At 41.7% G+C, this 22599-nt stretch carries 16 protein-coding genes; 13 read left to right on the forward strand and 3 right to left on the reverse strand.

Going from position 1 to position 22599, the window contains the following annotated elements; genetic code table 11:
- The first annotated feature begins 328 nt into the window (after window positions 1-328).
- The 4 genes from PSH54_RS12665 (at window position 329) to PSH54_RS12680 (ending at window position 6366) form a co-directional block, all read left to right on the forward strand.
- Window positions 329-1387, forward strand: coding sequence for an OmpA family protein (locus PSH54_RS12665; protein ID WP_004588161.1), 1059 nt, complete (start codon window positions 329-331; stop codon window positions 1385-1387).
- A gap of 308 nt (window positions 1388-1695) precedes the next feature.
- The gene (gene acnB / locus PSH54_RS12670; RefSeq protein WP_273606268.1) at window positions 1696-4293 is read left to right on the forward strand and encodes a bifunctional aconitate hydratase 2/2-methylisocitrate dehydratase; all 2598 of its coding nucleotides are present in this window, start codon (window positions 1696-1698) and stop codon (window positions 4291-4293) included.
- 198 nt (window positions 4294-4491) lie between these two features.
- On the forward strand, window positions 4492-5124 hold the full coding sequence (locus PSH54_RS12675) for a 2OG-Fe dioxygenase family protein (RefSeq protein WP_004588163.1): 633 nt from the start codon (window positions 4492-4494) through the stop codon (window positions 5122-5124).
- A gap of 9 nt (window positions 5125-5133) precedes the next feature.
- Complete coding sequence (locus PSH54_RS12680; RefSeq protein ID WP_273606269.1) at window positions 5134-6366, forward strand: cysteine desulfurase-like protein; 1233 nt, start codon at window positions 5134-5136, stop codon at window positions 6364-6366.
- 101 nt (window positions 6367-6467) lie between these two features.
- Here PSH54_RS12680 and PSH54_RS12685 read toward each other — a convergent pair whose 3' ends face one another.
- Window positions 6468-7172, reverse strand: a complete 705-nt coding sequence (locus tag PSH54_RS12685; RefSeq protein ID WP_004588165.1) for a 2OG-Fe(II) oxygenase — start codon at window positions 7170-7172, stop codon at window positions 6468-6470.
- Window positions 7173-7208: 36 nt separating this feature from the next.
- Between PSH54_RS12685 and PSH54_RS12690 the strand changes: the two genes are divergently transcribed.
- The 7 genes from PSH54_RS12690 to PSH54_RS12720 all read left to right on the forward strand — a co-directional run bounded on the left by PSH54_RS12690 (window position 7209) and on the right by PSH54_RS12720 (window position 18305).
- On the forward strand, window positions 7209-7598 hold the full coding sequence (locus PSH54_RS12690) for an acyl-CoA thioesterase (RefSeq protein ID WP_024032015.1): 390 nt from the start codon (window positions 7209-7211) through the stop codon (window positions 7596-7598).
- A 181-nt stretch (window positions 7599-7779) separates the two neighbouring features.
- Entirely contained in the window at window positions 7780-8760 is a 981-nt protein-coding gene (locus PSH54_RS12695) for an aldose epimerase family protein (RefSeq protein ID WP_273606270.1), read from the forward strand.
- 186 nt (window positions 8761-8946) lie between these two features.
- Window positions 8947-11694 (forward strand): TonB-dependent receptor, encoded by a 2748-nt coding sequence (locus tag PSH54_RS12700; RefSeq protein ID WP_024032017.1) that lies wholly within the window; start codon window positions 8947-8949, stop codon window positions 11692-11694.
- Between the two features lie 173 nt (window positions 11695-11867).
- The gene (locus tag PSH54_RS12705; RefSeq protein ID WP_273606271.1) at window positions 11868-13394 is read left to right on the forward strand and encodes a tryptophan halogenase family protein; all 1527 of its coding nucleotides are present in this window, start codon (window positions 11868-11870) and stop codon (window positions 13392-13394) included.
- Window positions 13395-13406: 12 nt separating this feature from the next.
- Window positions 13407-14168: a SapC family protein gene (locus PSH54_RS12710; protein WP_029774126.1), complete on the forward strand. Its 762-nt coding sequence runs from the start codon at window positions 13407-13409 to the stop codon at window positions 14166-14168.
- 81 nt (window positions 14169-14249) lie between these two features.
- Complete coding sequence (locus PSH54_RS12715) at window positions 14250-15728, forward strand: SLC5 family protein (RefSeq protein ID WP_024032020.1); 1479 nt, start codon at window positions 14250-14252, stop codon at window positions 15726-15728.
- A 444-nt stretch (window positions 15729-16172) separates the two neighbouring features.
- Window positions 16173-18305 (forward strand): alpha-galactosidase, encoded by a 2133-nt coding sequence (locus PSH54_RS12720; protein ID WP_273606272.1) that lies wholly within the window; start codon window positions 16173-16175, stop codon window positions 18303-18305.
- Between the two features lie 63 nt (window positions 18306-18368).
- On the opposite strand, the gene PSH54_RS12725 is transcribed toward PSH54_RS12720, so the two are convergent.
- Window positions 18369-19070 (reverse strand): FadR/GntR family transcriptional regulator, encoded by a 702-nt coding sequence (locus PSH54_RS12725; RefSeq protein ID WP_004588172.1) that lies wholly within the window; start codon window positions 19068-19070, stop codon window positions 18369-18371.
- 178 nt (window positions 19071-19248) lie between these two features.
- Between PSH54_RS12725 and PSH54_RS12730 the strand changes: the two genes are divergently transcribed.
- Together PSH54_RS12730 and PSH54_RS12735 are read left to right on the forward strand one after the other, a co-directional pair.
- Complete coding sequence (locus PSH54_RS12730; RefSeq protein WP_054983386.1) at window positions 19249-20007, forward strand: SDR family NAD(P)-dependent oxidoreductase; 759 nt, start codon at window positions 19249-19251, stop codon at window positions 20005-20007.
- Between the two features lies 1 nt (window position 20008).
- Window positions 20009-20965, forward strand: a complete 957-nt coding sequence (locus tag PSH54_RS12735; protein ID WP_273606273.1) for a 2-dehydro-3-deoxygalactonokinase — start codon at window positions 20009-20011, stop codon at window positions 20963-20965.
- Window positions 20966-21036: 71 nt separating this feature from the next.
- Here the strand turns inward: PSH54_RS12735 and glpD are convergent, their stop codons facing one another.
- Window positions 21037-22542 (reverse strand): glycerol-3-phosphate dehydrogenase, encoded by a 1506-nt coding sequence (gene glpD, locus PSH54_RS12740; RefSeq protein WP_273606274.1) that lies wholly within the window; start codon window positions 22540-22542, stop codon window positions 21037-21039.
- Between the last annotated feature and the right edge of the window lie 57 nt (window positions 22543-22599).

Consider the following 22599-nt stretch of genomic DNA (forward strand, 5'->3'; position numbering starts at 1 on the left):
TAATTAATTGTAAGTTTTTGATTATAAATAGTCATTTTTAAATAATGCAGTGTACAATGATTGAGCAGTTACACACTCGGTGGTATTGTGCGCATTCATAAAAAGTAACTATTTATAAATTACCATAATTTATTAATTGCAGATTAGGTAAAAATTTTTACTTAACCTACAATTGGTGGTTGGAATGCCTGTAGATCGTTGAAAAAATTTATAAACTTTATTTTTCGTTAAGTATCGATTAACAAAAGCTCGGGTAGTGTGTACAAAACTGGTTGAGCTAGTATTGATTAGCTACAATTTTCTAAGTTGTTAAAATGGGAAGAAAACAATGAAATTAAAATCACTTACAATTGCAATTGCGTTAGCTGCAACTAGCGCGTCTACATTCGCTGCCGATAAAGAAGAAGGTTTCTACATTGGTGCATTTGGTGACTACTATGATGCGTCATGGGAAAACATGCGCGCTCAAGCTGGCCTTGACGTAAACGAGTCAACTGGTTGGGGTGTAGAAGCAGGTTACCGTTTCAGCGATTACTGGAGCGCACGCCTTGAGTATGCAGATATGGACTTTAACGCGTTCGATAAAGCTGCGGGCAATCGTAATAATATCGACGGCGAGCGTTACGGTATTGATGCGCTTTACCACCTTGACGGCGGTCCTTTCTACGGTCTATTCGGTATTAAAGAAATGGACGTAGTAGATGACAACACATTCTTAAACGCAGGTGTTGGTTACCAACACTTTATTACTGATGGCTTTTTCGTAAACGCGGAAACTGCGGTATATCAAGGTCTTGATAAAGGTTACACAGATGTAGGTGCTAAAATTGGTATTAACTACTTATTTGGCCAAAACTCTATGCCTGCACAGCCTGTAGAGCCAGCACCTACAGCAGTAGTAGAAGTACCTGTAGAACCTAAAGACAGCGACAACGACAACATCCTAGATAAAGATGATAAATGTCCTAACACGCCAATGACAGACGCTGTTGATGGCGATGGCTGTACTTTATACGAAGACCGTGAAGTAACAACAAGCTTATTAGTTACTTTCCCACATGATTCTGCACAAGTTGGTCAACGTTACTTTGACGACATTGCATCAGTATCTGAGTTCTTAAAAGAGCACGAAGATACAACTGTACTACTTGAAGGCCACGCGTCAGCGGTAGGTAACGCAAACTACAACAAGATGCTTTCTAAAAAGCGTGCTGATGATGTAGCACAAGAGCTAATAAAAGATGGCATTGCTGAAGATCGCATTACAACTGTTGGTCTAGGTGAAGAACGTCTTAAAAACACAGCTAACACGAAAGAAGCTCACGCTGAAAACCGTCGTGTAGAAGCACATGTAAAATCTATTGAACGTGTAAAAGTTAAGCGTTAATAGTTACTTACTTTATTTTAAAAACCCAGCTTAGTGCTGGGTTTTTTTATGCCTTTAAAACAGCATATGCAGTATTAGCCTGATTAAACAAGAATGATTATTACTTAACAAACATTCACGAAAATAGAATTTATGCTTACCACTATTCATAATATTTATAGTCGGTATAATCAGTTGCTTAGCTGGATGGATTTTCATCTATACATAAAAGCTTTATAATCCCGCGTTAGAATACTATAAGTATTGGGTTACTTTTTTTGCGCATGAGGCGCTACCGAATACTTTCACGTCACCAAGAGGGCAATATTGTGCTACAAGAATATCGTAAACACGTAGAAGAACGTGCCGCGTTAGGTATCGTACCAGCGCCATTAGATGCTCAGCAAACGGCTGATCTTATTGAACTAATTAAAAACCCACCAGCGGGTGAAGAAGAGTTCATCTTAGATTTACTAATCAACCGCGTACCACCAGGCGTTGATGATGCAGCATACATCAAAGCAGGCTTTTTAGCGGCAGTTGCTAAAGGCGAAGCACAATCTCCATTAGTATCTAAAGAAAAAGCAGCAGAATTATTAGGTACAATGTTAGGTGGTTACAACATCGCCCCAATGATTGAGCTACTTGATGACGAAACACTTGCGCCTATCGCTGTAAAAGGTCTATCAAACACATTATTAATGTTTGATGCATTTTACGACGTAGAAGAAAAAGCAAAAGCAGGTAACGAGCACGCTAAAAAGATTATTCAATCTTGGGCAGACGCTGAATGGTTTACTAACAAGCCAGCTGTTGCTGAAAAAATCTCTGTTACTGTATTTAAAGTAACCGGCGAGACAAACACTGATGATTTATCACCTGCACCAGATGCATGGTCACGTCCAGATATCCCACTTCATGCTTTAGCAATGCTAAAAAATGAGCGCGACGGTATCACTCCTGACAAAGCGGGTGAAGTAGGTCCAATCACTAAACTTGAAGAATTAAAAACACAAGGTTTACCACTTGCATACGTAGGTGACGTTGTAGGTACTGGTTCTTCTCGTAAATCTGCAACTAACTCTGTGCTTTGGTTTATGGGTGATGATATCCCATACGTACCTAATAAGCGCGTTGGTGGTGTATGTTTAGGTAACAAAATTGCGCCTATCTTCTTCAACACAATGGAAGATTCAGGTGCGTTACCAATCGAGTTAAATGTTGATGAGTTCAACATGGGTGATCAAATTGATATTTACCCATACGAAGGTGTAGTTAAGCGCCACGGTACTGATGACGTTATCTCTACTTTTGAACTTAAATCAGACGTAATTTTAGATGAAGTACGTGCCGGCGGCCGTATTCCTCTAATCATTGGTCGTGGTTTAACAGACAAAGCACGTACCTCTTTAGGTTTAGGTGCTACTGACGTATTTAAAGTACCAGCAGTAACAGAAGTATCTGATAAAGGCTTTACACTAGCGCAAAAAATGGTTGGTAAAGCATGTAACGTAGCAGGTATTCGCCCAGGCCAATACTGTGAGCCAAAAATGACCACTGTAGGTTCGCAAGATACTACAGGTCCTATGACACGTGATGAGCTTAAAGACTTAGCATGTTTAGGTTTCTCTGCAGATTTAACAATGCAGTCATTCTGTCATACCTCTGCTTACCCTAAACCAATTGACGTAAACACTCACCATACGCTTCCTGATTTCATCATGAACCGTGGCGGTGTTTCACTTCGCCCTGGTGATGGTGTAATTCACTCTTGGTTAAACCGTATGTTATTACCAGATACTGTAGGTACTGGTGGTGATTCACATACACGTTTCCCATTAGGTATTTCGTTCCCAGCGGGTTCAGGTGCAGTAGCGTTCGCAGCAGCAACAGGTGTTATGCCACTTGATATGCCTGAGTCTATTTTGGTTCGCTTTAAAGGTGAAATGCAACCAGGTATCACTTTACGTGACCTAGTACACGCAATCCCTTACTACGGTATTAAGCAAGGCTTATTAACAGTAGAGAAAAAAGGTAAAATCAACGAATTCTCTGGTCGCGTACTAGAAATTGAAGGTGTTGAGCACTTAACTGTTGAGCAAGCGTTTGAATTATCAGATGCATCAGCAGAGCGTTCAGCAGCAGGTTGTACTGTTAAGCTTTCTAAAGAGTCTATCAGCGAATACCTTGAGTCTAACATTGTTATGCTTAAGTGGATGATCTCTGAAGGTTACGGCGATGTACGTACAATCGAACGTCGTATTAATGCAATGCAAGAATGGTTAGCAAACCCAGAACTTATGGAAGCTGACGCTGATGCAGAGTACAAGCACGTTGTAGAAATCGACCTAGCAGAAATTAAAGAGCCAATCCTTTGTGCTCCAAATGACCCTGATGATGCGCGTTTACTTTCTGATGTTACTGGCGAGAAAATTGATGAAGTATTCATCGGTTCTTGTATGACTAACATTGGTCACTTCCGTGCTGCGGGTAAATTACTAGATGGCTTTACTGGTCGTATCCCAACTCAACTTTGGGTAGCTCCACCAACGAAGATGGATAAAGACCAACTAACTGACGAAGGTTACTACGGTATCTTTGGTCGTGTTGGTGCACGTATCGAAACGCCAGGGTGTTCACTGTGTATGGGTAACCAAGCACGTGTTGCTGATAAAGCAACGGTTGTTTCTACCTCAACACGTAACTTCCCTAACCGTTTAGGTACAGGCGCAAATGTATTCTTAGCATCAGCTGAGCTTGCTGCAATAGCGGCAATTTTAGGTAAATTACCTACACCAGCTGAGTACCAAGAATACGCAGAGAAAATCAATGCAACGGCTGCAGATACATACCGTTACTTGAACTTCCACCGTATGCCTCAGTACACTAAAAAAGCAGACAACGTAATTATTCAGCAAGCTGTATAATTTAAAGCTGTTTTAAAAAAACCCGCTTAGGCGGGTTTTTTATTGGTTAAAATAAAATTGAATATTTCATGCTGTAATAAGTTTTAAATGAATTAAATATAACCATTACCCGCTTTTTATATAAATAATAAAGCAAATATTCCTTTCTACATGCATTAAAATCTCTTTCAATATTCTCATTATTTTAAGCGAGATTTTATGACTGCATTAAACAACCAGAATTTACTGCAACTTCGTTTTATTAACCAAGCAAATATTGACTTGGTTAAGCCTTCTTTTGATAACCTACCTGCTAATCCGTATGCAGATGGTGAATTTCGTAAGCGTCGTTACTCGGTAATTAAATTTCAAAATGGTGAGCTAAAACTACAAGCTGCCAAAGCGTTTGTTCAAGACGATTCTATTAATACCTTTCAGGGTAATGTTGAGCGTACTTATGAAAACTTAGAGCAAAGCTTACTTGAGTCAGAAGGTATGAAAAGCATTGTAAGTGAGTTTTGTGAGCTTACCGGCATTGATGAAGGCCGTGATATTGAAATTCACCAATTTAGAATGCTTGCCATTGATAGCGATACGCCCGCAGCACCAGAAGGTGTGCATCAAGATGGGTTTGACCATGTTTGTGTATGTGGTGTTTCTCACGAAAACTTAGAAGGCGGCGAGCTGCTAGTATACGAAAACAAGCAAGCTGAACCGTGTTTTAAAATGGAAATTAAAGACGGAATGTTTGCACTAATAAACGACCGTCAAGTTTGGCACAATGCAACGCCAATGAACAAAGTAGATACAAACAAGCCAGGTTACCTGGATTGTTTTGTACTTACCTCTTAAGGAATGCTCATGAACATAGCGCAATTACGTGAGCAGTTTCCTGCATTAATACAAACCGTTGATGGTAAATCGCCAATATTTTTAGATGGCCCAGGTGGCTCTCAAGTGCCGCAGTCTGTACTAAGTGCAATGACTGCTTATTTAGGGCACTACAACTCAAACTTAGGCGGTGCGTTTTTTTCAAGTGATAAAACCGTTGAGTTAATGGCAAATGCGCGCCAAGCAGCAGCCGATTTACTTAATGCGCCAAGTGCACAAAATATAGTGTTTGGCCCTAACATGACCAGCCTTACCTTTAGCTTTAGCCGTGCTATTTCACGCGGTTGGCAAGCCGGTGATGAGATTATTGTAACTAACGCTGATCACTTCTCAAATGTATCGTCATGGCAGCAAGCAGCGCAAGATAAAGGCGTTAAAGTTCAAACAGCTTTAATTAACGAGGCTGATTGCAGCTTAGATATGGCGCAGTTTGAAAGCTTATTAAACAGCAATACTAAACTGGTTGCGGTAACTTACGCTTCAAATACCACGGGTTCTATTAACGATATAAAACGTATTATAGAGCTTGCCCATGCTGTAGGCGCATTAGTGTACGTTGATGCCGTGCATTATGCACCGCACGAGCTTGTTGATGTTCAGGCCCTTGATTGCGACTTTTTGGCCTGTTCTGCATATAAGTTTTTTGGTCCTCACTTAGGCATGGTGTACGGTAAAACACAGCATCTTGAAGGTTTTACGCCTTACAAAGTAGAACCCGCTAAAGATGTAGCACCAGGTCGATGGGAAACAGGCACGCAAAGCTTCGAAGCCTTAGCGGGTTTTATTGCCGCTGTTGATTACATTGCTGCAATTAGCGGGCTTGATGAAGGCCACACGCGCCGTGAAAAGTTAACGGCGGCTTTTGCTAAAACAAAGCAGCATGAAATGGCGCTTAGTGAGTACTTTTTAACGCGTTTAGTTAATTACCCGCGCATTAAGCTATTTGGCATTGATGACCTAGAGCGCTTAAACGAGCGTACGCCTACATTTGCTTTAACCTTTGAAGGGCTAGAGCCGCGTGAAGTGTCTGAGTTTTTAGGCAAACAGCATATTTGTGTATGGGATGGTAATTTTTATGCACAAGGCTTATGTGAGCAGTTAGGCGTACTTGATAAAGGCGGTGTAGTGCGCATTGGTTGTATGCATTACAACACCACCGAAGAGCTAGATAAGTTATTTGATTTGTTTGATCAACTTCTTTGAAACTGACAGATTATACCAATCTGCGCTTTTGAATAACTCTTATTAAAGCTCAAATGCATTAAAGTAGTCAGCGGTTAGTTAGTTTTTGCCCGCTGACTGTTTTAGCTTTTAGGTGTGCCGTATATGTGCTCTGCGCGATTAAATAGCACCCATGAAGTTAATATATATTTATCGTTCGATACCGGCTTATTACCTCTATGGGTATGCGTAAAGTAGCCAGGGGCAATGACCATAGTGCCTTTTTTAGGCGCAATTTTACGTTTTTGATAATAAAACTCTGTTTCGCCACCTTCCTCTACATCGTTTAAATAAAACATAAATAATAATACACGGTGCAGTGCTTCATTGTGTTGTAGCTGTGGATACACTTCACTATGCCAGTAAGGGTAGCCGCCTTTATTTACCTCGTACTTTTGCGCCTGAATGTTCCCAAGTCTAAATATTTGTTGTACCAACACAGAGAGCTGTGGTTTGCCCACTTCGTCAAAGTTATCCTGTGTTAAATCCACCACATCCCCCGTTTTTGGGTGATAAACTTTTAAGCCAAATGCGCCAATTAGCATAAAAAAGTGTGCTTCTACATAGTTAAAAACATGCTGTGCAGTGGTTTGCTGAATATGCTTTAATTGTTGGGCGTATTCTGGGTAACTGTTTAATTGCAGGTCGTGGCTGTCTTTCTTTTTTAAGTCCACACCACCAGAGGTTACACCTTGTTTTACATGCGGGCTGTTAGAGAATGTGGTAATAAAGTTATCGCAAAAATCATCGCTTAACGCGTTATCAATAACGTGGATAAAGTCCGTCATGATTTACCTTTTTATTTAGTTATTATTTGGATTTTTATGTTTATTGAAAAAGTGATGCCGCGCTTTAGCGAAACAGATGCACTCGGACACATCAACAATACCGTACTACCTGTGTGGTTTGAAGCCGCACGCGTCCCTATTTTTAAATTTTTTACCCCCGATCTAAACCCACACGACTGGAAACTGATCATCGCTAAAATAGAAGCATCGTTTGTAGGGGAATTATTTTATGCTCACGAAGTGACGATTAAAACAGCTGTTGAGCATGTAGGAAATAGCTCTTTTACCATTAAGCAAGAGGCGTGGCAGCAAGGTAAATGCTGTGTTGTGGGTAAAACTGTATTAGTGCGTTATAACTTTAAAAACAAAGCTAAACAAAATTTAAGCGAAGCAGAAGTCGCAGCACTCAGCGAACACCTAGTTTAACTAGGTGCATTTACTCCAAGCAATGAGGAGCGGTGATGTAAACCACAAGCGACAGCTGTGAATTTTTATAGCGTTATTTTAACGCATTTTGATTGAGTTACGCTTCTCACTTATATACTATTTATATTATATATTGTTGCACCGCTATGACAGGTACTGTTGAGCTGGTAGTTTATGGAGAATGAATGTGGCATCTACAACTGGCAATAAACCGTTAGAGGTAATAACGCTTAGCGATGGTAAAAGCTTAATTGCAGAAATATTACCATTTGGCGCTATTATCAAAAGCATAAAGTTTAATAACCAAGAGATGACACTGTGCGTTAACGAACCTGCTTATTATTTAGAAAACCCATTTTATTTAGGGGCAACAGTCGGGCGCTACGCAAATCGTATTGAAAACGGACGTTTTGTATTATCAGGCACAGAGTACCAACTTAAAGCAAATAATGGCCCAAATAGCTTACACGGCGGCGAAAAAGGCTTTAATAAAGTACTGTGGCAAGTCACTAAACAAAGCAATAATGAAGTGGAGCTCTATTACTGCTCGGCAGATGGAGAAGAAGGCTTTCCTGGGCAGTTACAAGTTTGGCAAACAATTACTGCACGCAATGGCGAGCTAATCCTCAGTTACAAAGCCATTACCGATAAAGAAACTCTCGTTAACTTTACCAACCACTGCTATTTTAATCTTGAAGGCAGTGAGAGCATTAATAATCACCTGCTGCAAATAAATACCGCAACGTATTTACCTATCGATAGTAACAGTATACCGCTTGCCCATCATGAAGATGGCTCGGGCAGCTGCTTTGATTTTACTTACCCTAAGCCCATTGGCGATGCATTGTGCGCACAGCATGCACAGCTTGATGCCGGTAGTGGCTTTGATCATTGCTATATTTTTAGTGATGACAATCGTTTAAAAACAATGGCTACATTAACCTCACCACACACGGGCGTTAATTTAACCCTTAAAAGTACCCAACCTGGTATGCAGCTTTATACGGCAAATTTTGTAGGTTCTCCTTTTAAAGCACGCCAAGCAGTGTGTTTAGAAGCTCAAAACTGGCCTAATGCAGCAAATAGAAGCGATTATCCAAAAGCAAATTTATTGCCTAATGAAGAATATAATCAGCAAATAATTTTTGCGTTTTCGCAATAACATACTAATTCCACTGTTAAATTAAAGAAAACAAAAAGAAAAATACAAGTAACAAAAAGATAGCCATAATTAAGGAAAAGGTTGCACTTTTGCTCAATTTAAAGTATTTATATTATAAATAGTATTTGAAGCTATACACACCACACAACGACAAAATGACTACACACAATCAGGAGTTTTTAAAAAATGATAATTAACAATAAGTTATCGTTCAACAAGAAAACCGCACTCAGTATTGCTATTACAGGCATATTGGCAAGCGGCCACGTTGCAGCTCAAGGCGCTGAAGGCGACACACCGACAGTAGTAGATAAAGATGTTGAGGTTATCGCAGTAACGGGTATTCGCAGCAGCTTACGTTCATCAATGTTAGATAAAAAAGCATCTAATGTTGTAACCGATGGGATTAAAGCAGAAGATCTTGGTAAATTTCCTGATTTAAACGTAGCAGAGTCTCTGCAACGTATTACAGGTGTAGCCATTGACCGTAGTGGCGGTGAAGGGCAAGCAGTAACAATTCGTGGTTTTGGCCCACAATTTAACACGGTACTTGTAAATGGTCGTCAAATTGCGACTGATAGTGCAGGGCGTGAATTTAATTTTGATGTATTAGCGGCAGATCAAATCACCGGTGCTGATATTTATAAAAGTAACAGTGCAACGCTTCAAGAAGGCGGCATTGGTGGTACGGTTAACGTAACCACAGCTCGTCCATTCGATTTTGGTGGCTTACATGTGATTGGTTCAGTAAAAGGTATGTACGAAAGCCTTTCTGAAGAAGTATCGCCATCGGCTTCATTTTTAGTAAGTAATACGTTTAACGACGACAAGCTCGGTGTGCTTTTTGCCATCACTAACCAACAACGTAAGCTGCAAAACAACCAAATTTTAACGGCTGGTTGGCGCGGTGGACAAACTATTTCAAATCCACAAGATGGCGTATTGTACGACAATGCATACATCCCACGTAACTGGGACCAAGTTGTAGATGAGCAAGACCGTGAACGTACTAATGCAAGCTTAGTATTACAATATGCACCGTCTGACGATATTACTATTACCGTAGATGGTTTAATTTCTAAATTTGAAGTGGACTCATCAGTACGCGATTTAGCTTCTTGGTTTGAACCAGACCGCGTAGGTAGCGCAACAATCGATCCAGAAACGGGCACCTTGCTTACCTTTACCCAAGAAGTAGGTTTAGGTAACGCCAGTGGCAACCCTGCAACCGACTTTGTATCACACACACGTAACTCGCGTGATGTAACTAACAAAGCATTTGGTATTAACGTTGACTGGCAAGTAAACGAGTCATTAAAAGCAAAATTTGACGTATCTCGCTCAACAGCTGAAAACGACCGTGCTGGTAATGACCGCTTTAACGTAGTGGGTATTATTAACAGCTACAGCTTTGACGGCACCGGTAGCGTTCCTACCGTACAGCATGATGGTTTTGAAAATGGCTCGCTGCCAGATGCAAGCCTTGCGCGTCTTCACTACAACGAAATTGGTAACCAGTTTACTGATGAAGATGAAATTACCGAAATCAAAGCCGATTTTGAATACGTACCAGATAAAGGCCCAGTTGATCGCATTAACTTTGGTGCTTATCGTCAAGAACGTGAAAAATCAAGCTTCCAAATTTTTGGTAGCCAATGTCAATTTTGTGGTTACGGCACTGAAGCACCACTTGATGAAATTGATTTTGAAGCTTACTCAGCAAGTAACTACTTCCCAGGTTTAATCGATACATTTTATAGCTACGACGGCGACAAAATGCTTGATTACCTTGCTGACCAAGGTTTCCCTGTAGAGCCAACACTACAAAATAACCGTTACACAATTAACGAAGATATCACTAGCCTTTACATGGACTTTACCATTGGTTTCGACCTAGCTGATATGCCAGTTACGGTTAACATGGGTGCACGTTACTCAGAAACTGATATTGAAGTAGCGGCTGTACAAAGCTTTATCAGCGATGTTATTCCTACCTCTGATGCCACTTTATTCCAAAACGTATTTGGCCCGGCAACAGACATTCAAGAAGGGACGAGTTACTCAAACTTACTTCCTTCTTTTAACGTTAAGCTTGAACTGCAAGACAACATGATTTTACGCTTTGCAGCGTACGACAGTATTACTCGCCCTACTATGTCACAGTTATCACCTGCGACCACGTTTAACGAGCCTCGTCGTCAAAACTTAACAGCAAGTGGTGGTAACCCTGCACTTAAGCCGTTCCAATCTGAAAACTGGGATATCTCTTACGAGTGGTACTACAACGACGCTAACTTATTTAGCTTTGCCGTATTTAGTAAAGAAGTGGATGACTTTATTGTTACCCTAACCGGCGACGAAACATACGACATGACTGACCGTACAGGCCCTGATTTTGCGTGTACAACCTGTACTGACCAAACCGATGCCGAACTTAACGGTAGCTCAGAAGTTTACACTGTAAGTCGCCCGCAAAATGGCGAGTCTGCAACGGTAACGGGTTACGAAATCGGTGTAACTCATATGTTTGAAAACGGCTTTGGTTTTATTGCTAATGCCACGGTAGTAGATAGCGATATTAGTGTTGATGGCGATACAAGCCAAACATTTGCGCTTGAAGGGTTAGGTGATTCACAAAACTTAGTGCTGTTTTACGAGCAAGATAACTGGCAGGCACGTGTTGCATTTAACAACCGTGAGGGCTTTTTACGCTTAGTTGATAACGGCTTTAACGGCGAACCAGTGAACGTAGAAACGTACGGTCAATGGGATATTAGTGCAAGCTACGATATCAACGAAAACTTCACTATTTTTGCCGAAGGCATCAACATTACTGAAGAAGAGCTAGTGCAAACGGGCCGTTTTGCTAATCAAATCTACTCTGTAGAAGATAATGGCTCACGTTATGCGTTTGGTATTCGCGGTACGTTTTAATTGATAGCAGAGGCAGCGATTGCCTCTTAGTTTTCATTGCAGTGCATTATAAGTACTGTTACTAATAAAGTTAGTAGCTAATTTGCACAAAATGAGACTAATTTAAACAAATGCCCGAAAGGGCATTTGTTGTCTAACCGGTTATCAATAAAGTACTCAAAGAGTAGTCCGTTATGAATAAAGCAATAAAAACAATCGCCGTAATTGGTGGCGGCACAGCAGGATGGCTGAGCGCTGCAATTATCGCTTCGTATCACCAAGGTAATAAGGGTGATGGCTTAAAAGTGATGTTGGTAGAATCATCTGATATTCCAACAATTGGTGTAGGTGAAGGTACCTGGCCCACTATGAAAAACACGCTTCAGCAAATTGGTTTGCGAGAAGTGGATGTATTTAAAGCCTGTAATGCCACCTTTAAACAAGGCGGTAAATTTGTAAACTGGACGCATGGCAACAACGATTTTTACTACCATCCCTTTACGGTACCGCTAGGCTACGGCCGTATAGATTTAGCCCCCTATTTAGATAATGTTGAAAACTTTGCTCAGCAAACTAATTTTCAGCACGATATTTGCGAAGCAAACCTAGCCCCGAGAGGCATTGCGCAAGGCGAGTATCAAGCAAATTGTAATTACGCATACCATTTAGATGCCGGTGCCTTTGCTGAGCTATTAAAGCAACATTGTAAGAGCAAACTCGGCATTGAGCACATTATTGGCACCGTTGATCAGGTAAAGCTTGATGAAAGCGGGGCTATAGACACCCTTACCTTAACCGATCAAACCCGCACCATAAACGCTGATTTATACATAGACTGCACGGGTTTTTCATCGCTGTTACTAGGCCAAGCCCTTAACGTGCCATTTAAAAAAATGGATCACGTATTATTTAACGATAGCGCCCTAGCTATGCAAGTCCCCTACGACGAAGGTGATGAGTCACTGGCCAGTCATACCATTGCCACCGCACAAAATGCTGGGTGGATTTGGGATATAGGCCTAACGCATCGCCGTGGTGTAGGGCATGTATATTCAAGCAAGTTTTTATCAGATGAAGAAGCCGAGCAAAACTTACGTAACTATTTAGGTGATGCCGCTAAAGGCTTAACTGCCCGAAAAATAAGTTTTGAGTCAGGCTATCGCGAAAAGTTTTGGCACAAAAACTGTGTTGCAGTGGGAATGTCGGCAGGTTTTGTAGAGCCCCTTGAAGCAACCGCCATTATGTTGGTTGAAATTTCGTCTCGCTTTGTTGCAGAGCACATGCCAGCCAACACCCAAGTAATGCCCATTGTTGCAAAGCGCTTTAATGAGCAAATGGATTATCGTTGGCAGCGTATTATCGACTTTTTAAAACTACATTACATGTTAACTAAGCGCCCAGAGCCTTATTGGCAAGCGCACATACAACCGCAAAGCATTCCGCAAAGTTTACAAGAAGACTTACTGCTTTGGGGGACACGTGGCCCACTTATTCAAGATTTTCATGGCGCATTAGAGCTATTTCCTGCCGCCAGTTACCAGTATGTTTTATACGGTATGGGCTTTAAGCCCGACTTTACTAAGCAAGCGTATTTGTACTCAAACGATGCGCAAGCAAATCAAATAATTGAACGTAACAGCCAGCTTACACAGCAGATGTTGCAAACGTTGCCGCCTCACCGTGCTTATATTGAGCAGTGGCTTGCGGCTAACCCAGTTTAAGGATGTGTAACTATGGCAATTAGTGAACTATCAAATACTCAGCACCAAGCAATAAAAATTAACCCTAATGCGGGTGTTGAATACGCAAAAACACAGCATTTAGTTAATCTACGTGCAAACGAAGTAGCAAAAGCGGCCTGCGATTTACCTATTTTTTTAGCGCGTAACGCACACAACGGCAGCTACACCATTTCGGGCTTAACCAGCTTTAGTGCTCAGCAAAGTTTATTTGTGAGTAACAATCAATGGCAAGCGCTGTACACGCCTGTGTGCATGCAAACCCAGCCGCTTTATTTACTCACTCGTGAGGCAAATAGCAGTGATTACTTTATTGCTATTGATGAGCAAAGCTCAGCCGTTAATACCCAGCAAGGCGAGCCGTTATTTGATGCCAAAGGCAACCCAAGCCTGTATTTAAGTGCGCAGCAAAAGCTACTAGAAAGCGATTTAAAAAATGATTACCAAACGTACCAATTTACCCAAGAAATTGCCCGCTTAGGGCTTATTAAAAACATAGATATTGTTTTGCAGTTTGAACAAGGCGAGGCGCAAACTATTCAAGGTTTGAGCACTGTTGATGAAGATAAACTGCAAACTTTAGACAGCGATACCATTGCCAATTTACACAAACAAGGTTACCTGAGCGTACTTAACAGCATGCTTATTTCGTTGTTTCAGTTAAATGCGTTAGTAAAGCGTCACAACCAGCATCCTGAACTTATGCCATTAAAGCAAATTAAGTTAGAACTAAGTCGAGATGCACACGCACTGTAAGGTGCAATTTATTAATTAGCCTTCATAGGTTAATACGTTCACATAGACAGACATTGCGTTTAACGCGCTGGAGACACACACATGTCAGACAACATTTTGCAGTTGGTGGTTTTTTTCTTTGTAACCGCTTTAATTGGTGGACTTACATATTGGAAGTGCCGAGGCCAAAACCGTAATAGTGGTGATAATCAAACAAAAGAGTATTTTTTAGCGGGCGGTGGCCTTACTTGGATGTTTGTAGCAGGCTCAATTACGCTCACAAATTTAAGTACCGACCAGCTGGTGGGCATGAATGGCAATCAAATGGCCTTGCTCGTGTGGTGGGAATTGGCGGCTATTTTAGGGCTTATTATTTTAGCCAAAGTATTTATTCCTGTTTATTACAAGTACAACTGTACAACCACCACGGAGCTGTTAGAAAAACGCTACAACAACAAGCACATTCGCGCTGTTATTGGTGGCTTATTCTTTTTAGGTAACGCGCTAATTTACATGCCTGCGGTTATTTATTCTGGTGCGCTATTTATGCAAACCATGTTTAAAGTTGATATTCCGCTAATGTACATAGCGACCGCATTTGCTTTAGTAGGCGCTATTTATGCATTTTTTGGTGGCTTACGTGCGGTTGCCGTATCCGATACCTACAATGGTTTATTAGTGTTAGGTATGGCAATACTGGTCGTATTTTTAGCGCTTAACGCGATTGATTACGACTTTAGCGGTATTCCACAAGAGCGCTTAACATTAATTGGTGACGCTGACTCGCCAATCCCTTGGCCTACGCTTTTAACCGGTATGATCTTTATTCAAATGTATTACTGGGGTACTAACCAAACCATTACCCAGCGTGCAATGGCTGCGCCAAACGTTAAAGAAGCGCAAAAAGGGATATTTGCAGCAGCAGGTATTCGCTTTTTAATTGTACCGGCGATTGTGGTACTACCGGGTATTATTTCGTACAAATTGTATGGCGACATTGGCGATGCAGCTTATGGTCGAATTGTAGGTGATGTAATGCCTGCATGGTTAACGGGTGTGTTTGCCGCAGCAATGGCGGCGGCAGTGCTTTCTACTTATAACAGCTTATTAAACTCGGCTACGGCACTTTACGTGTGTGATATTCACGAAGCTTACTTTAATAAAGAGCCAAGTGTAGTAAAGCTAAGTGGCTATGTTACGTTGTTACTTACTAGTTTAACGCTTGTGCTTGTGCCAATTTATCAGCAAGCCGACAGCATTATTAACTTACTACAACAGTTAAACGGCTTATTAAGTATGCCTATATTCTCAATTTTTGTAGTGGGCTTATTGTTTAAAAATGTGGATGCGCGTGCAGGTATTGCCGCGGTAATTTTAGGCGTGGTTATGTATGGCATGCTGACGTTTGAAAATTCGCCGCTACATACTGAACTACACTATATTCACTTAATGCCAATTACACTTATTGTATGTGTAGCCTTTGCGTTAATCGTTAATAAAGTAGTGTTTGGTTTAAATGCACAGTGGGCAGGTAAAACACCTGCTATTGAAGATACGCCACCAGTGCACGCACCAAAATAACCAGCAGTAAAAAGTTAAGTCACTTTTTATTAGCTAGTTAACACATTACTAAATCGGCCTAAGGTAACTTAGGCCGATTTTTATTTATTCAATTAATCGACACTGTAGATAACACCCATGGGCAATAATACTTAATCATTTTGCGTGGCTAAACGTGTGACTACCTGCTGGGGCTTTAATGGCTACCTCAGGCTAAAAGCCCACTAAATATAATATTGCTCAAGGTGGTATTAAATTTTTAACCGCTGTTTAAGTTAATTACTGGTATAGCCAGTAATAATATTGGCTAAATTACACCGTAAACACTATCTAAAAGTAATTTGTATGATATATACTATTATTTTAAAATCACTGACTGCAATTTGATGCAGTAAGCGGCGAGTAAGCACACATATAATGTACTCGCGTATTAAACTCATCTTCATTAAAGAGGACAGGAGAATCATGGCTGATATTAAACCATTCTTTCGATTAGACAGCGCAAACAGCACCGTTATTTTCGACTGCCAGAGCAAAACCCCAGCGTTACTTTATTTTGGTAAGCGCTTATCTGAGCAAACAACTGAAACAATGCTAACTCAGCTTGCGACTCGTCAGGAAGTAAAATGTGCCGTGGTTGAAGAAGCACCTATTTCTCTTTCTCCACTATTAGGTGAAGGCTTTACAGGCGCGCCAGGGCTAGAGCTGTCAAACGACACCATAGCTTGGTCAGTTGGGCCTGCTCTTCAAGATGTTCGTCAGCCAACCCCTTCTAGTTTAGAGTTTGTAAGTGTTGATGAGCTGCGTGGTATTGAAGTAGTGCACAGCATCACACTTGATAGCAACACCGATGTGCTAAGTGCGCATACCGTATTAACTAATTTAAGTGATGCACCGCTAAGCGTTAATTTTTGCGCCGCACCCACGTTCCAACTACCCGATAGCATGAACAAGCTAGTGAGCTTTGAAGGACGTTGGTCTAACGAATTTCAACGCCAATCGGTTGATTTAGTATTAGGCAGCTTTGTACGCGAAAACCGCAAAGGTAAAACATCGCACGACGTATTCCCTGGTTTATTAGTTCATAGCGAAGGCGCAGGCGAGCAACAAGGCGAGTGTTATGGCTTTCATTTAGGTTGGAGCGGTAACAACAAGCTACGCGCTGAGCTACTACCAGAAGGGCGCCGCTATGTGCAAATGGGTGAGTTATTATTACCGGGCGAGCTAACCCTTGCTAAAGGCCAAACGTATCAAAGCCCAAGTATTTATGGCTCGTTTTCGAGCGATGGCTTTAGTGCGCTGTCGCGTAATTTTCATCGCTTTGTTAAAGCTAACTTACTTAGCCAAGCACAGCGCGAAAAAACACGCCCAGTGCATTACAACACGTGGGAAGGTATTTACTTCGATCACGATGTAGACACGCTAAAGCAGTTAGCCGATAAAGTAGCGCCATTAGGTATTGAGCGTTTTGTACTGGACGATGGTTGGTTTAAAGGTCGCCGAGGTGATTATGCAGGCCTAGGTGATTGGAGCGTAGATTATGAAATTTACCCTGACGGCCTATCGCCAGTGATTGATCATGTAAACAGCTTAGGCATGGAGTTTGGTATTTGGTTTGAACCTGAAATGGTAAACCCAGATAGTGACTTATACCGCGCTCATCCTGATTGGGTATTAGGCTCAGAAAATAACGAGCAACTTAGCTTTAGAAACCAGCTAGTGCTTGATTTAACGCGCACTGAGGTTGTTGAATACCTATACAAAGCGATTGATGACATTTTAGTTGAATACCCAACAATTAAGTACATTAAATGGGATATGAACCGCGATATAAACCACGCGGGTAACTTCTCAGGCAAGCCTGCGGTGCATCAGCAAACACTGGCACTGTATCGCTTAATCGACCGTATTAAAGCGGCGCATCCTGGCCTTGAAATAGAAAGCTGTTCGTCAGGTGGTGCCCGTGTAGATTATGGTGTGCTTGCACACACAGACCGTGTATGGACGTCAGATTCTAACGATGCACTTGATCGTCTTGAAATTCAACGTGGTTGTTCGTTCTTCTTCCCATCGTCGGTTATGGGTGCACATGTAGGCCCTCGTGATTGTCATATCACAGGTCGTAATGTCAGTATTGAAATGCGTGCTGCGGTATCTATGTTTGGTCATATGGGTATAGAAATGGACCCACGTGAGCTGACCGATCACGAATATAATGCGCTTAAAGCGGCTATTGCGCTGCACAAAGAGCACCGTGAATTTATTCATGCTGCCGATTTGTACCGCCTCGATAGCGACGATTTATCAATTAACTTTGGTTTAATCGACGAGCAAAAATCAAAAGCGTTATTTGCGTATAACAGTGTACGCGAAACACCGCGTACTGCGCCTAATAAGCTTCGTTTTGTTGGATTAGATGCAGATACACAGTACACACTTAATTTAGTGTGGCCGGTTAAATTTGAAGAATACCGACCTTCGTCTATTGCCGCTGTTAACGGGCAAACTTTTACGGGTGAAGCGTTGATGGAATTTGGCCTACAAATGCCAATTTCATTCCCGCAAACATCGCTTATTTTTGAGCTTAACAAAGCTTAAAATATAGCAAGCAGTAAAAAGGGAGCTAATTAGCTCCCTTTTTTAATAATGTTTTTTAAGCTATTAGTCGAGTTTAGACTCAATCAGCTCAAGCGCTTCTTCTAAAATGGTTTCTACTGCTTTTTTAGCGCGCTCTGGATTACGCGATTTAATCGTATCTAAAATATCAGCATGCTTTGCAACGTCGGCCCCTGGCACACCTTTAATGTGGTTGGTGTAACGAATACTTACGCGCAGCGCGGTGCTAATAAATTCAGTGAGCTGTACAAAAAAGCGGTTATTACTGGCTACTAAAATACTGGTATGAAAGGCAATATCGGCTTCAAGCGGATCGTCTAAGCCTTGGTCTGCATCGGCCATGCGGGCAAGTGCGTTGTCTATTTCAGCAAGTTGTTCGGCGCTGGCATTTTCAGCTGCTAGGGCAGCGGCTTGTGGCTCAAGTGCGACACGTACTTGCGTAAACTCTTTTAATAAAGAAAGCGACGGTTTACTGCTTAAAATCCAGCGCAGTACATCTGTGTCAAACATATTCCAGCTGCTTTCTGGCAGTACACGGATCCCTTGCTTAGGGCGAGAAGATATTAAGCCCTTAGCAGAGAGCATTTTTACAGCTTCGCGTGTTGCACTGCGGCTCACATCGTATTTTACGCATAGGTCAGCTTCTGAGGGCAGGCCTTCGTTAACAGGGTAAACGCCACGCACAATTGCAAAGCCTAAATCATGGGTTAATTGTTGTGTTAAATTTTGACGAGGTTGGCTTTTCATTGAGCGTTATCCGAATGAGTTATTGCTTTATTATATATCATATATCATATTAATGTACGAAAGGATATGTTATAAACTTTGTTAAAGGCAAGTATTTTAACACAGCTGTAACAGTAATCCTCTTTAGCAAATAATTATAAATATTAAGAGGGGCAGTCTGTATTATGGAGAAACGCATTTGAATAATCACGCTCACTACCCCAGTATTTCTGGCAAAGTTGTTTTTATTACCGGGGGCGCTTCAGGCATTGGCCGTGCAATGGTAAAGGCGTTCGCCGCTCAAGCTGCCAAAATTGCCTTTATAGATATTAATAACGAGGCTGCCCAATCTCTTATAGCCTCACTGCCTAATGCTAAATTATGGTTTAGGCAGGTTGATGTAACCGACTCAAATGCTTTACAGCAATCTTTGGTAGATGCATGTGCTGAACTAGGCGCTATTAATGTACTGGTAAACAATGTAGCCAATGACCGCCGCCAAGCCAGTGAAGACGTTACAGTACAAGATTGGGATCAATGCCTACAAATTAACTTAAATCCGGCGTTTTTTGCCTCGCAAGTCGCTATGTCTTTTATGAAGGGCGAAGGCGCGGGGAGCATTATTAATTTTAGCTCTATCAATGCCATCATGGGGCAGCCACAAATGGCGGGTTATGTAACGGCAAAGGCCGGTTTAATCGGCATGACTAAAGCACTGGCACGCGATTATGGTGAATTTGGTATTCGGGTGAATGCTATTTTACCGGGTTGGGTTGCCACCGACCGCCAATTAGCCAGTTGGTTTACCGAGCAAGAGCAAGTGAAGTGGATGGAAGCCATGGCACTTAAAAAGTTAGTAACCCCTGAAGATGTAGCTAATTTGGCACTTTTTTTAGCTGCCGACGAAAGCAGTATGATCACCGGTCAAGGTATTAAAATTGACGGTGGGAGGCTCTAAGTTGCAGCACTTAAACCTTTTTATAGCCGTAGATTGGGGCACGAGTCATTTACGCGCCTATTTATGCAGCGTAAATACCACAGGGCAGTTAACTTTAATTGCTCAGCGCGACGGCCCAGGTGTGATTAGAGATAAACAAAACTTTGAACATACTTTAATTGGTGTCGTTGCACCATGGACCAGCGAATACGGCGTTTTACCTATTTATATGGCAGGGCAAATCACCTCAAGTATTGGCTGGAAAGAAACCCCTTATTTAGCGTGCCCCATAAACCCCGAAAGCCTGCTTAGTGGCGCAATTAATTTTGATTGTGCAGGTAACAAAGTCAGTGCTTTGCCTGGTACAAAATGCACATTACAAAACAATTTATTTGATGTAATGCGCGGCGAAGAGCTGCAAATTTTAGGTTTTTTAAAACAAAACCCGGCCTATCAGCAAGGCAACGTACTCATTTGTTTACCCGGTACCCATACTAAATGGGTGCTGTTAAAAGATGGCCAAATCATCTGTTTTAAAACCGCCATGACCGGCGAATTATACGACTTGCTATGTCATCAAAGTGTACTTATTCCTAACGACTGTGAAGCGGGGGAATTTGATTGGGATGCATTTGAGCAAGGCTGTGAACTCACGTTAGGCAGTGACAGCGGTAATTTGGCGCACGGTATTTTTAGTGTCCGTACGCGCCAGCTTTCAAAAGAGTTAACACCAGTGCAAGCCAAGGCATACTTGTCGGGCGTGCTTATTGGTAGTGATGTACGCGCTGCACGCCATGCCAGTGAATGGCAATTGGTGAATAATTCTAAAGTAGTGGTTATTGGCACAGAGCAACTAAATACCTGCTTTACCCATGCGTTAAATTGCATTGGTGTGCAATGTTTAGAGTTTGACGTGAAAGAGGCTACGTTAAGTGGTTTTAACTACTTATTTAATAGTAATAAAGCCAAGCAAATATAAAAAAGCCCCCAATATTGATTGTGCAATTGTTGGGGGCTAGTTCTTAAATTAAGTAAGGGTTAAAGCTGCTGTTAAGCTGTTTTAGCCGCTTGGCTTTGCGTAATATAATGATTAAGCGTTGCCACTTGTGCTTCATTAAAGCGCAGTCCTAGTTTGCTTCTGCGCCATAAAATATTGTAAGCGTTACCCGCCCATTCTTCATTTAGTAAGTAATCGACTTCTGCTGCAAATAAGCCATGACCAAAATCTTGGCCTAAATCACTGAGCTGGTTTGCACTGCCTAAAATTAGTTTTGCACGAGTCCCGTAGGTACGTACAAAGCGTTTAAGAGTGATTTCTGGTAACCAACTATAAGTCGCTTTAAGCTCATTGGTCAGCGCTTCTACCGAGCTAAAATCGCCACCAGGTAAGGCGCTGTGTTTGGTCCACGCCTCACTCATTTGCGGGTAAAATTCTTCAAGCTTATTCACTGCAGCTTCGGCAAGTTTACGGTAGGTGGTAATTTTGCCACCAAACACACTTAACAGTGGTGTGTGTTTGCCTTCACTTGATAGCTCTAACTTGTAATCACGCGTTACTTTTTGTGCATTCACTGATTCGTCATCAAGCAGTGGGCGCACACCCGAAAAGGTATGTACTATGTCTTCGCGTTTAATGTGGTTTTTAAAGTAGCTGTTAGTAATATCGATTAAGTAATCGATTTCTTCATCACTAATTTTTACATCTTGCGCCGCGCCTTTGTGTTCAACATCGGTGGTGCCTACTAGCGAGTAGTCATCTTCAAACGGTATAACAAACACAATGCGCTGATCTTTATTTTGTAAAATGTAGGCCTGTTTTTCATCGTGAATACGCGGCACCACAATATGGCTGCCTTTAACAAGGCGAATATTTTGTGGCGATTTTTCTATCAGTGCTTCGTCAAATAATTTTGCAACCCACGGGCCTGCTGCATTAACAATACCTTTGGCTTTAATAGTTTGTTGTGCCTTAGTTTGTTGTTGCTCAAGCGTTACCTGCCATTGGTTATCGATGCGTTTTGCACTTACACACTTGGTTTGCGTAGCAATGGTTGCGCCTTTGTTTTGGGCGGCCAAGGCGTTTAAAATTACCAAACGTGAATCATCAACCCAGCCATCTGAGTATTCAAACCCTTTGGTAATTGAAGGTTCTAATACGCTGTTTTCACCAAACTTAATGCCACGCGAGCCAGCAAGTGTTTCGCGCTTAGCTAGGTTGTCGTACATAAATAAGCCAATGCGGATCATCCATGCTGGGCGTAGGTGGGATTGGTGCGGTAGCCTAAAGGTAAGCGGCCACATAATATGCGGGGCATTTTTAAGCAGCACTTCGCGCTCAGCCAAGGCTTCTTTTACTAATCTAAATTCGTAATGTTCAAGGTAGCGTAAACCGCCGTGGATCAGCTTAGAACTATTTGAAGACGTTGCACTGGCAAGGTCTGATTGTTCACACAATAGAACTTTTAATCCTCTGCCTGCTGCATCAGCTGCTATTCCAGTGCCGTTTACACCGCCACCGACGACGAGTAGGTCGTATTCGTTATCTGCTAATTCCACCGAGCTAACCTTTTTATTTGTAATATAAATAAGACATATAGCATCATAAAGCTGCGG

The organism is Pseudoalteromonas sp. Angola-30 (assembly GCF_028599215.1).
Taxonomy (GTDB): Bacteria; Pseudomonadota; Gammaproteobacteria; order Enterobacterales; family Alteromonadaceae; genus Pseudoalteromonas; species Pseudoalteromonas atlantica.